Raw genomic sequence first — 12,426 nt, forward strand, 5'->3', positions numbered from 1 at the left:
TTCAGCACTTCCTCAAATCGTGACATAAACTGTACTTCGTCTAAAAGCAGATAATACTTTTGGTCATCTTTCATTGCATCTTTAATATGCTGGTAACACTTCTTTGGATCTCTTAGTTCCTCATTTTCAATGCCGTCTAAAGCAATCTCAATGATATGGTCATTATCTACACCACTCTCCAATAAATATTTCTTAAACAATACAAATAACAGGAATGATTTCCCACATCTCCTGATTCCCGTGATAATCTTTATCATCCCATTATCTTTTCTTATCTTTAACTGTTCAAGGTATGCATCTCTTTTAATCTCCATGAGTTTTACTCCTTGCTTTTGTGGATTTCCACATTTTTTAGTAATAACATTATATCTTACAAAATTTATTTAATCAATATCTATTACTATTTTATGTGTATTTGCACATTTTTATGCAATGGATTACCACAAAAACAAGTCATAATCTTATAATTTTCAATTCCGGTGCATTCACCACCATTTTTTTCAATTTCATCATATGAATTCTAAAACATCATCTCTATAATGCTCCGTTTGAAAAATAAAATTCAACATATATTATTCCTCATAAACTTCGATTTATCCATTCTCATATTTTATTTCTCACACAATAATACTTTTCAGCTTCTAAATTTCCATATTTAATATTTTCCATCTCTTCTAACATTTTAAAATTTACCCGTCTAATTCCTTATTATCGTTAATAAAACTGGAAGTTACTATTGCTTATTCTTTCTTCTATAAATTTTTCTTATAAACTGTTCATTATTTTCAGATGTTTCTACAATAGATATATTAAAATTATTGTCATCAAATTCTGGGAAAAAGGCATCCCCTTGCTCTACATTTATATTAATCTCAGTAATGTACATTACGTCCACTAGTGGTATGGCTTCTTTGTATACTCCATAGCCACCGGCTATATATACATCTTTTCCTTTTGCAAATTCTATAGCCTCTTTTACACTAGATGCTGTATGAAGATTTTCACCTATATATTTTTTAGTATTCGAAATAACTATCGTTTCTCTATTTGGAAGCGGGTGACCAATTTCATCGTATGAATTTCGTCCCATTATTACAACATTTCCTGTTGTAAGTTCCTTGAATTGTTTTTGTTCTCCCTTTATTTTCCACGGAATTTTTCCATTTTTTCCAATAACATTATTTTTTGAACGGGCTACTATTAAACCTATCATATAAATTTTCTCCTTATATAAAAGTTTTTACGAGACTAATTTCCCTGGTTTACCTTTTCAATATAATAATCCAATAATTGATATATCCACTCTTTTAAATTAGAAAAACGATATCCTATATTCTCTGCTTTTTCCGTATTTATACTATATTCAGGTTCCCCATTATAGGGTGCAGCTTCTCCATCATCACTTAAAATCGCATGCTTCCCTGTATTTTCTTCCACATAATCAATTATCTCCCGAAGTGAAATAGTACCTGTAGAACTTCCATTAATTGCACCTTTAATATCTTTATCTACCAAATATGCGATAAACTCTCCCGCTTCATCCGAACGAATATAACTCATTTGATAATCTATATTATCTATGTACATAGGCTCTGATTTCATCATATGCTCTACATAAAAAAGAAGTCTTTTTGTATAATCATCTTTTCCTATTGCAAACGGATATCTGACAGCAATCCATTTTTTATCTGAATATTTTTGCCATAATGCATACTCTGCCTGTCTCTTTATCTCCTCATATGGAAATTCAAATCTGTTACACCACACAAAATCATTAGAGTATCCATTAAAATCTGATTCTACAGTATTCATATGTTTCGGATTATAAACTGATGTACTAGACATATATATGTATTTATCACAATCAACATAATCCATAACATACCTGATATCATCCGAGCAATATGCAATCTTATCAATAACCACATCAAAATATTTTCCCTGTAATATCTTTCGCATACTCTCTTCATTTGTTCTTTCAATGATGATGCGCTTTACTCTGTCCCCGTATGAATCAGGTGTTTCCCCCCTTGTTGCTATTGTTATATCATGACCTTGCTCTAAAAGTTTATTAACCATATGTATACCAAAATATCTTGTTCCGCCTATTACTAATATGTTCATTTTCTTTCTCCTTGACTTATGCAACCATACTATAATTCACATTCTAAAATTTCATTTTCCGATTTAAAACCATTCCTTGTATACCAATCAATGGCCTTATCACTTGGCCATACAATAATATTTTCACATCTGTTTTGTTTCAGGTAATTTTTTATGTAAGATAATATTTCTGTTCCTATTCCCTGATTTCTGTACTCTTTTAAAGTGTATACATTTGTCAAATATGCTATATATGATTCTTTTTTATTAGGTTTTGGAACTTTTCTAATCATTGTTACAAACATTGCTGCAATTATCTGTTCATTCTTTTCCATTATAAATATTTTATATACACTCTCTGTTTTTAAAAAATTTACATATTCATCTATGAATTCATAACCATCTATTCCTGTGATATTATCCTCACCATATGTAGCATCATCTTCTTTTTTATGTCCCCATCTCATATGAGCTAACTGTAAGAAATCTTTTTCTGTACTAATGCCTATTGATTTCTGAAAATATATTATTTTCTTTCATCCGTAATTATATGCTCAATTCCTGAATGTTCCTTACTAAAATATTCCTTTAGAAAAGATGGAAACGCTTTGTATTTATCTAAATCTTTTATTGGTATCCAATGCATTGTTTCCCTTACTCCCTGGCTATAACTATCACTATTAAGCTGTTTTGTTCCTCTAGGCTTCATCAAATAGTACATTGATATTTCATGGCAATCCATTCCTTTTAAAGTTCCCTGATTTTCATTGAAGAAATTTTCGTGAATAACTGCAAGACGGTCGATTTCATATTCTACACCTGTTTCCTCAAGCACTTCTCTTTTTACTGCCTGCTCAGATGTTTCTCCAACATGAACTCCACCACCAATTGAGTAATAATAATCGTCTATTTCATTTCTTGCAAATAACACACAATCTTCTTCAATTATTATTGCTGCTGCACGATATCTAAACCATTTATTTTCTCTTGTAAATCCACAATCCTGCATATTCTTTCTCCTCTAACTCAGTGACTATATGTAATTTGTCTAAATCTTTCTTATAGGATGTCTAATAACCATTTTCCATTTTTCTGGGACAACCTTTCTTGCATCAGATAAATATATTTCATGATGTAATCTGTCCAAATTTCCTTTACGAATTACTCTTCCGCACATTCTATTTCATACTCAAAATATTTCTCCTGAAACTGTATTTGTTCTTCTATCTGTTCTTTAGAATATAATTTATCTTCTGGTGCCACAACCCATTTATCTTCAACATCATTTAACCTATGGATTATCGCAATTACTTTCCCTGTAAATTCTTCAACCGGTTTATTTACACCCAATATATAAGCATCCTGCTCTTCTCCATCAGGTGCCATTATTCCTTCGATATATCCATAATTTATCGGATAATAAATATCTTTATGCTTTGGGTGATATGTCCCCATTGGTCTATCAACCGTAACTTTTACAATCTTTCCTAACATATTATTTCTCCAAATAGTATTCGATATTGCAAATACTATGCAATTCTGCTTATTTTTAGATTCACAGCTCTTATTCTTTTATAATATTATCATATACATTTAGCTATTGAAAGAAAAAGCCGGTTTTGAATTCACAAAACCGACTTGCATATAATTCCTATTTTAAACAATTTATCGAAATCTCATTTAACTCACTTATTAATTTGTCATCTTGCAATTTCTTTACAATAGGCATAAATATTGCTATTGTTTCTTTTGCCCTTTTCTGCTTCTCACGTTCTTCCATATACTCTATAGTTCTCATATTATGAAGTCGTTCTGCAATCTTTATAACAGCACATTGTTCATCTTCAAGACCTACTTTTTCAATATCGTAGTCCTTTAATCTTATTAAAATCTTCACCACGCTATCAGGCAAATTTTCCTTTAACTCATCAATTGCTACATTAGTTTTTCTAAAAACATCGCAAAACATTCCTGCATAAATGACACTTTCTTCCGCTTCCATTTGCACTAGCAACAAAGATACATTTAATAAATGCGTTACATAATCATCACCCGAGTATCTTTTTCTGTCTCCATATATACTCTGACAGAAATTGTAGACCTTATTTAATTTTTGATTATCATATCCATGCTCTATCATTTTTTCGCACAATACTTTGAATAGTTCTTCTTTTGATAAATGTTCATCCATTATTTTATAAAAGTTGCAATTGCTCATATCTCTATCTCCAAAATGTATTATTTCTAATTTCATTGCATACAAGAGTGAAGGTGAAAAACCATAATAACTTTTGAAAGCTTTAATAAATCCGCTGTGCGATTCCCAGCCATATTCAATTGCCACATCGAGAATTTTGTTTCCATTTAAGATTTCTCTGGTTGCTTTAATGTGGTGGATTTTACTCCACCACACCACATCTACTTATTTCTGTGCAACGATTAAATATCTATGAATAGTTCCCTGCACTTTTCCATACTTGTCTATTATGTCTTGCATTTTTAGCAAATTCTCATAACACTTGCTCACTGAAAAATTTGGAAACTCCCACTCAATAATATGTGCAAACCATACAAATGCACCTATATCATAAAATGTTATAGGTCTGTATGTTTCTTCGGCTCTGATTATTTTAAAACCAGCCTCTTCAAACTTTTTCCTTTGAACCGTTAGGTTCATATTGGGAAATGGTTTGGGTATATCTGGTAAAACCATCTGAACTAAGTCACGTTCATTATTTTCTCCAACCTGCTCTGTTATAAAAATACCATCTTTTTTCAATAACCTATATATTTCATCCTGTTCAAATTCTCCATGTCGATTTATCATCAAATCAAACATTTCATCTTCAAACGGAATATTTTTAGGATTCGAACATTCTTTGAAATTAATACGTAGCGGTAATAATCTTCTTTTGCAAAGTTCTACATTTGGTTTATAGCCTTCCGTCACAGCCGTTTTGTCATATGGATGATTCAGAGATAACAAAAATTCTGCACCACCTGTATCGTAATCCATTATCTGCTTTGAATTATCAAGATAACTTCTTACAATTTCTTCATAACTCCAAAGTAAATCATTTTCTACATCATATCGTCCTTCAATATGCGAAAAATCCCACCCTTGAATCTGTGCAACCTCTTCTTCTCTTTTCCATATATTGTATAATTCCTTTTTATTCATATTTACTGCTTTCCTTTCAAATAAATTCATAAAGGGTGCAGTCCAACAACATAAGCTTTTGCCTCTAATTAACCTCGATACAATCTGTTGTCAGTTTTAGAACTGCACCGAGTATTTAATTCGTCTCATCACCTTAGTATGCTTCATTTATCTATCTCCTTAATTTATTTAGCAAATTTTCAGGCCATTCGTCGCCTTCATCTAAGTTATTATCCATAAGCCACTTTCTGATACACTCTCTGCAGCATGTAGCTGTTGTATGCTGAGCAACAAACACCGGATGTCCTTTTGTTGGAGTCTGCTTTCCGTCATTAGGAATAAATGCAGGAGCTTCTCTTTTAAAAATAATTTCAATATTATTCATATTTTTATGCTTCTATATTTGCTTAACATACAATAAACGGTTAATTCAAATAGGATTTTACTACCTCAAAAACATTCAAATATCCATTTGCATACATATGCACACCGTCAATTGCATACTCTGGTTTTTGTTCTCCATTTTCATTAACGAGACCTGCATTGCAGTCAATATAATAGCATTCATATTTATTTGCGATTTCTTTCAAATGCTCATTGCACATTCGAATATTTTCAGAAGTTCTAAGCTTCATCCATTGAATTGCCTCTTCTGTATGCCAAGGCAAATGTAAATTTGCAGGATAAAATGCCATTATATAAATTTCTGCATTAGGAATACTGTCTTTTGTAGTTTCAATAATTTTGCAAAAATTGTCCATCAGATGTGACATCCACTTATCTCCATATCGTGCTTCCGTAATATCATTTGTTCCTATATTGATAAATATCTTCGATGGTTCAAGGTCTAAAAGCAATGTATTAATGTTTTCCAAAAACTCATCTGTATTCAATCCACCAACGCCTCGATTATAAATTACCTCATCAAATCCTTTACTTCTTGCAATTTCACAAATAGGAAACTGTTCCATCAGTGATGAACCTGTAAAAAGAATTTTCCCCTTTAATATGTTCTGATTTAAATAATCAAAATTTTTAATTTTTATTTTCTGCTCATCATTCATAACAATACCCTTTCTTTTATAATTGTGTATGGTTGTTGATTTGACACCATCCTTATAAACCGGAATTTATCTACTTCAATACATCCACCCATTTATTATTTTCTTTGACAGATTCCGAATCAAATCTTTTAACTGCCTTGCTGTTGTTATCATTTAAAGCAACACCTCCAAATATGGTCTAAGTATATTTTCAACATGAAACAGGGCTGCGTATTTCATGAGCACACGCAAGTTTTTATCCTTACGTATGGCATATTGCTTTAATGCATCCTGAAAGACCTGTATTTCTATATTGTTCCTACTACGAAGCAGATCACAAATTGTCCGTTCCATATCATAAACCGGAACAGCATGCCCGAATGATGTCTGCATAGTTGTAATCCCTATTTCATGCAGTTCCTTTTTTACTGTATATACTTGAAAGCGATCTTCCTGCAAACGACTCGGATTATATCCGGTTCTTACCGTTATAGTGTATTTCAAAGGCTCTCTGTCTGTTAATTTATGAAAAAACAATGCATTTTCGTGAGAAAATACAGCCTGACCACAACGCAAATGTAAAATATACATAGCATCTGTCCACGTATCTGGTGATACATACATGCCATGTACAACTTGTTCTAATCCTCGTTTCTTCACATATGAATAAAACACAGATTTACTAATTCCATTATTTACAACTTGAAATGTCTGAATTGTCCCTCCACATTCACGCAACAACAAACTAAATTTTCTTAAAGATATTTCATCTTCCGGAAATTGCTGTAAAACAAGGTGTTCTTCCCTTTTCCAGAAATATTTAAATACATCCCCTATGGTATATTTGAATTGCTATCGTCTGAAAAAATCCGCTTTTCTTCTTTAAAATACCGCAATGTCAAATTTCTGATTTTCCATAATATCGTCACCTCTTTGCATATTTAATTATAATAAAATGCAACCGTGACTTGAAGTTACTATGAAATTTATTAGTAGTCCTTAACTTTTACCATATTTTCATAATATGCTGCATAATAAGACTTACTATTGTAATTCCACACCAACAGGATGCTCCCACCACAATTGGCTTTCCCCCTGTTTTTACCAGCTGTATCACATTACTGTTTAACCCTATTGCCGCCATCGCCATAATAATCATAAACTTTGACAATTCCTTGATTGGCTGGAACACTTCCGCACTAACTCCCATATGTATGCAAAGTGTGGTAATGATTGCTGCAATCACGAAATAAAGTATAAACATTGGGAATGCCCTCTTTAAACTAAACTTCGTGGTCTTAACGTCTTCTTTTGCACTCTTTTTAGCCATTATCAATGATAATCCCAGTGTAATGGGGATAATGGCAAGGGTTCTTGTAAGCTTTACCGTTACAGCCTTGTTCAAAGTTTCACTTCCAAGATTCCACATACTGTCCCATGTTGATGCCGCAGCTGTCACAGATGATGTATCATTGATTGCTGTTCCTGCAAAAATTCCGAATGCATCCCCATGTATTGTGTCAAAGCCAATTGCTTTTCCAAGCACCGGGAAAAAAATAGCTGCAATCACATTGAAAAAGAAAATAACCGCTATTGACTGTGCAATTTCATCATCATCCGCATCAATAACAGGTGCAGTTGCCGCAATGGCGGATCCTCCGCAAATTGAAGAACCAACACCTACAAGTATTGATGTGTTTGCAGGTACTTTGAGAGCCTTCCGCATTATCCATGAAATGATAAGAGATGTTGTAATTGTACAGATAATGATTGGCAGAGATTGCTTTCCTGTCTGAAAAATTACACCTAGATTCATTCCGAATCCAAGTAAAACAACCGCTGTCTGAAGGATTATTTTTGATGTCCATTTAATTCCCGCCTCGGCTTTCCCTTTGTCGTTCCAAAACATTGTAACAATCATTCCTGCTATAATTGCTGTCACCGCTCCTCCCACTACAGGAAATATTTTCCCAAGAAACCATGATGGTATAGCTATTACCAGACAGAGCAGAATACCACTCCAATTTTTCTTCACAAAATTCATTTTAAATAACCTCACTTTTTTTATGTAATAGATTGTATTGGACATACCAGCATCTTTTTAATATTGGATCCCTGTCTATTACTCTTTTCGTCCAAAGCCGCAATTTGCGACTTTGAAAATCTCTCCGGTAATTCTTCTTTATATTTAGCTGAAACATGAAGTCCTCCGGAAATCTACTAATATTCTACTTATACCTTACATAGTCTGTACACGAATATTTTCCTTTTCACCCCGCAACTGCATAACTGTAGAAACACGAATGTAAATATAAACCTTTGTTTTTCATTATTTATAATTTTTCTTCTTGACAATTTCACTAATAAATAGTACCCTTTGCATTAAGAAATGGGTTTTTGTACCGTACGTGCTGACTTGTCAGTAGCTAAGCGGGTTGCTCGTTTCTTTTTTTCTTTTGTGCATCCAGAGAATAGCCATCCACTTGCCTGCTTTTGACACTATTCCAATAGCATTGGTCTGTTCAATCCATTTGGTTGGCGTCATAACAAACCTGTTTAATCCTGCCTCACTTCTAACCGCCTCGAATTGCACACGGTTAAAATCCGGATTATGAAATTCTTCCATATCCAGTCTCACGTTCACACAATGCTTCGCCTCATAGATTTTGAACCAAAAGTGCCACTGTTTCCACATGCACGCTTTGACCAAACATGTCACATGGGGTTGCCTCCACCAGCTTATATCCCTTATCACTTAACCACTTAATATCCCTTGCCAAAGTAGCACTGTCACAGCTAACATATACAATCCTCTTTGGTGCCATTAAAACCATGGTATTAAGCAGCTTCTCATCACATCCTTTTCTCGGTGGGTCCACAACTATTACATCCGGATTGCATTCCGGTTCACCTTTATGCTTCTGAAAATACTCAGGAACCACATCCTCTGCCGCACCTGAAATAAAATCCACATTTTCTATATTGTTAATACGAGCATTGACTTTAGCATCCTCCACTGCCGGCTCCACAATTTCCACCCCAATAACTTTTCTTGCATTTTTTGCCAAAAATAAGGAAATGCTTCCTATTCCGCAGTACAAATCCCAAACTGTCTCACTTCCTGTAAGCTTGGCATATTCCATGGCTTTGGAATAAAGTTTTTCCGTCTGAACAGGATTTACCTGGAAAAATGACAAAGGTGAAATTCTAAATTTAACATCACCAATATAATCTTCAATATATCCCGGGCCGTACAGTTTTATAATTTTATCCCCTAATATTACGTTGTTTTTTTCCTTATTAATATTTAGGGAAATATCCGTCATTCCGGAAACTTTTAATAACTGCTCCACAAGGCGGTCAACCTGTGGTAATTTGTCACCATTTATAATAATGCAAACCATTACCTCACCGGTATGTTTTCCCTCCCTTATAAGAACATGACGCACAACACCTTTGTGGGTTACCTCGTCATAAGGTTTCACCCCTTCTAATGTCATATACATTTTTATGATATCCATTACTGTCTTGTTTACGCCGGTGCCTAACAGACAATCATTTACGCTAATAATGGAATGGGTTCTTCCGGCATAAAAACCGCTGATAATCCTACCTTCTTTGTCCCTTCCTACCGGGAACTGAGCCTTATTTCTATAGTGAAAAGGGCCATTTTCCTCATGTCCCTTGATACACAATTCCTCCATTCCCATAATAGGTTTCATGACAAAATCTTCCACTCCCCCAATACGCCTTATATTGTTAAATACCTTCTCTTGTTTAAATTTAAGCTGCTGCTGATAATTCATTGCCTGAAGCTGGCACCCGCCACAGCTTTTTGCCACAGGACATAACGGTTCCACACGGTATTTTGAGGGTTTGACTATCTCAACAAGTCTTGCAAAGGCATAATTTTTCTTCGCCTTCATAACCTTGACCTTTGCCACATCCCCTATCACCGTATCTTTCACAAAGAGGGTATAGCCTGAAACTTTGCCTATACCCTCGCCTGTTGTTCCCTGATCTGTAATTTCAATTTCTAAAACATCATTTTTTTTAAACATCCGCAATAAAATCTCCCAATTATTCTCCGGTTCTTCTTACATTAGTCTCTAATAACCGGTTATAACCAAGCCATGTATCAGACCCTGTAGTTTTGCTGCTATTTAGCAACTCCTTCATTGTTTCAAGCTTTGCATCTGTATTGTCTGCGAAATTAAGAGCCAACGCCTCTATTAATGCCGGTTTTTTAGGAGAACCATATTCCAATTCCCCGTGATGTGCCAAAATACAATGCTTTAATTCATTTGCCTGCTTTTGTGGAAATCCCGGAATAGTAGCAATAATTTTTGACACCATTTCCGAACCCATTACTATATGTCCCAACAGCTGTCCTGCGTCAGTGTAATCATTAGTAGGGAAGTCTGATAACTCATAAACCTTTCCTATATCATGACAAATTGCCGCTGTAATAAGCAAATCCCTGTTAAGAAGTTCGTACTGCTTTGTGTAAAAATCACATAATTTTGTCACTGACAAAGTATGCTCTAACAAGCCTCCAATAAATCCGTGGTGTACACTTTTTGCCGCTGAATGTTTCTTAAATTCATTTACAAAATCCTTATTATCCACGAATAATGTTGTAAGCAACTGCTTATAATATGTGTTATTAACACTGGCAACAAATTTAAGTAACTCTGTTAACATTTCATCAATGTTTTTATCAGTACATGGAAGATAATTAGAAGCATCCACAGTATCACTGTCTACTTTTCTTGCTCTTTTAATGCTAAGCTGCATCTGATTATTAAAAACCGTAATATCACCGTTTACCTCTACATAATCTAATGCATCAAAATCGTCAATTCCCATTGATCCCGGGTCCCATATTTTAGCATCTAACTGACCTGTTTTATCCTGCAAAATAACATTTTCATATTCTTTTCCTGTCTTTGTCATGGCAACGTTTTTCTGCTTGCAAAGATAAACCTCCTGAATTCTCTCCCCTTCTCTTAATGTCTCAATAAATTTCATATTATCCTCTTTCTATAATATAGTTGTTATGCCCTCTAAAAAATATATAAAGGGTTTAAAACCTCTTTACTTTTAATACCGGTATTTATTATAATTGATAATATGCTTAAATACAAGAATTGGAGAATTTAGTTATGAATGAAAAAGTGTTAAAAACACTTGAATATAATAAAATAATAAACATGCTTAAGGATGAAGCCGGCAGTGATTTAGGTCGTATGTTGTGCGGTGAACTTAAGCCATCTAATGACTTAAATGAAATCAAAAAAAATCAGTTAGAAACCGACGATGCCTTAAAGCGTATCTGGCAAAAGGGCAGTGTGTCGTTTTCAGGCATTAAGGACATTGGCGAATCCCTTAAACGTCTGGAAATCGGCAGTACCTTAGGGGTTGGAGAGCTTCTTAGCATTAGTTCTCTTTTAAAGGTTGCCCTTCGTGTTAAGACTTTTTCCAGAAACGAAGACGCAGAAAGGGACAGCTTAGATGATTTATTTGAATCCATTGAGCCTCTTACTAATTTAAATAAAGAAATTGAAAAGTGCATTATATCTGAAGATGAAATTGCAGACGATGCATCTTTTAACTTAAAAAATATAAGACGTCAGGTGAAAATCACCAATGACCGGATTCATTCCCAGCTTAGTTCCCTGGTTAATTCCCAAAACGGAAAAACCTACCTTCAGGAATCACTTATTACAATGCGCGACGGCAGATATTGTGTGCCTGTAAAACAGGAATATCGTGGAAATGTAACGGGAATCATTCACGACCAGTCTTCTTCCGGTTCCACACTTTTTGTAGAGCCTACGGCGGTTGTGGAGTTAAACAATAAGCTTAGAGAGCTCTCTGTTAAGGAAGCTGAGGAAATCCAGATTATCCTTGCCAACTTAAGCATATCCTGTGCTGAATACATTGACCAGTTAAGATGTGACTTAAAGCTTCTTCCATATTTGGATTTTGTTTTTGCCAAGGCTAATCTTGCCAAAAAAATGAAAGCTTCCATGCCGGAATTTAACAGCAACAGATTTATAAATATTAAGCAGGGACGACACCCTCTCCTTGACGGAAAGAAGGTGGTTCCTATTGATG

General features: G+C 34.2%; 15 protein-coding genes and 2 pseudogenes. 1 reads left to right on the forward strand and 16 read right to left on the reverse strand.

Features of this window, described 5'->3' with window-relative positions; translation table 11 throughout:
• From Q5O30_RS09050 to Q5O30_RS09125, 16 genes and pseudogenes are all read right to left on the reverse strand, one after another.
• The coding region (locus tag Q5O30_RS09050; protein ID WP_302674672.1) for an AAA family ATPase at positions 1 to 314 on the reverse strand (314 nt) is incomplete at its 3' end.
• A 419-nt stretch (positions 315 to 733) separates the two neighbouring features.
• Positions 734 to 1,213 (reverse strand): dihydrofolate reductase, encoded by a 480-nt coding sequence (locus tag Q5O30_RS09055; protein WP_021953432.1) that lies wholly within the window; start codon positions 1,211 to 1,213, stop codon positions 734 to 736.
• Positions 1,214 to 1,248: 35 nt separating this feature from the next.
• The gene (locus Q5O30_RS09060) at positions 1,249 to 2,124 is read right to left on the reverse strand and encodes an NAD-dependent epimerase/dehydratase family protein (RefSeq protein ID WP_021953433.1); all 876 of its coding nucleotides are present in this window, start codon (positions 2,122 to 2,124) and stop codon (positions 1,249 to 1,251) included.
• Positions 2,125 to 2,153: 29 nt separating this feature from the next.
• Positions 2,154 to 2,570 (reverse strand): GNAT family N-acetyltransferase, encoded by a 417-nt coding sequence (locus Q5O30_RS09065; protein ID WP_021953434.1) that lies wholly within the window; start codon positions 2,568 to 2,570, stop codon positions 2,154 to 2,156.
• A gap of 59 nt (positions 2,571 to 2,629) precedes the next feature.
• Positions 2,630 to 3,112, reverse strand: a complete 483-nt coding sequence (locus tag Q5O30_RS09070) for an NUDIX hydrolase (protein WP_021953435.1) — start codon at positions 3,110 to 3,112, stop codon at positions 2,630 to 2,632.
• A 39-nt stretch (positions 3,113 to 3,151) separates the two neighbouring features.
• Positions 3,152 to 3,247 (reverse strand): annotated as a pseudogene (locus tag Q5O30_RS09075) (transcriptional regulator); the annotation flags it as partial.
• A gap of 17 nt (positions 3,248 to 3,264) precedes the next feature.
• Positions 3,265 to 3,597: a hypothetical protein gene (locus Q5O30_RS09080; RefSeq protein WP_021953436.1), complete on the reverse strand. Its 333-nt coding sequence runs from the start codon at positions 3,595 to 3,597 to the stop codon at positions 3,265 to 3,267.
• 157 nt (positions 3,598 to 3,754) lie between these two features.
• Positions 3,755 to 4,516 (reverse strand): HD domain-containing protein, encoded by a 762-nt coding sequence (locus Q5O30_RS09085; RefSeq protein ID WP_302674673.1) that lies wholly within the window; start codon positions 4,514 to 4,516, stop codon positions 3,755 to 3,757.
• Positions 4,517 to 4,525: 9 nt separating this feature from the next.
• The gene (locus Q5O30_RS09090) at positions 4,526 to 5,314 is read right to left on the reverse strand and encodes a hypothetical protein (RefSeq protein ID WP_021953438.1); all 789 of its coding nucleotides are present in this window, start codon (positions 5,312 to 5,314) and stop codon (positions 4,526 to 4,528) included.
• Positions 5,315 to 5,435: 121 nt separating this feature from the next.
• Complete coding sequence (locus Q5O30_RS11730) at positions 5,436 to 5,648, reverse strand: DUF4186 family protein (protein WP_021953439.1); 213 nt, start codon at positions 5,646 to 5,648, stop codon at positions 5,436 to 5,438.
• Positions 5,649 to 5,688: 40 nt separating this feature from the next.
• Entirely contained in the window at positions 5,689 to 6,327 is a 639-nt protein-coding gene (locus tag Q5O30_RS09100) for a GDSL-type esterase/lipase family protein (protein WP_021953440.1), read from the reverse strand.
• A 153-nt stretch (positions 6,328 to 6,480) separates the two neighbouring features.
• Positions 6,481 to 7,071, reverse strand: coding sequence for an abortive phage infection protein (locus tag Q5O30_RS09105; RefSeq protein ID WP_370553117.1), 591 nt, complete (start codon positions 7,069 to 7,071; stop codon positions 6,481 to 6,483).
• 241 nt (positions 7,072 to 7,312) lie between these two features.
• Positions 7,313 to 8,350, reverse strand: a complete 1,038-nt coding sequence (locus Q5O30_RS09110) for a YeiH family protein (protein WP_021953442.1) — start codon at positions 8,348 to 8,350, stop codon at positions 7,313 to 7,315.
• A gap of 375 nt (positions 8,351 to 8,725) precedes the next feature.
• The gene (locus Q5O30_RS11735) at positions 8,726 to 8,950 is read right to left on the reverse strand and encodes a hypothetical protein (RefSeq protein WP_368074776.1); all 225 of its coding nucleotides are present in this window, start codon (positions 8,948 to 8,950) and stop codon (positions 8,726 to 8,728) included.
• Positions 8,951 to 8,963: 13 nt separating this feature from the next.
• Positions 8,964 to 10,367 carry a 23S rRNA (uracil(1939)-C(5))-methyltransferase RlmD gene (rlmD, locus tag Q5O30_RS09120; protein WP_021953444.1) on the reverse strand — a complete coding sequence of 468 codons (1,404 nt, stop codon included), beginning with the start codon at positions 10,365 to 10,367 and terminating at the stop codon, positions 8,964 to 8,966.
• 19 nt (positions 10,368 to 10,386) lie between these two features.
• Positions 10,387 to 11,337: a 3'-5' exoribonuclease YhaM family protein gene (locus tag Q5O30_RS09125; RefSeq protein WP_021953445.1), complete on the reverse strand. Its 951-nt coding sequence runs from the start codon at positions 11,335 to 11,337 to the stop codon at positions 10,387 to 10,389.
• Positions 11,338 to 11,471: 134 nt separating this feature from the next.
• Here Q5O30_RS09125 and Q5O30_RS09130 point away from each other — a divergent pair.
• A pseudogene (locus Q5O30_RS09130) lies at positions 11,472 to 12,426 on the forward strand (endonuclease MutS2); the annotation flags it as partial.

This window comes from Eubacterium sp. CAG:161, from assembly GCF_000432355.1.
GTDB lineage: Bacteria > Bacillota > Clostridia > Lachnospirales > Lachnospiraceae > Eubacterium_G > Eubacterium_G segne.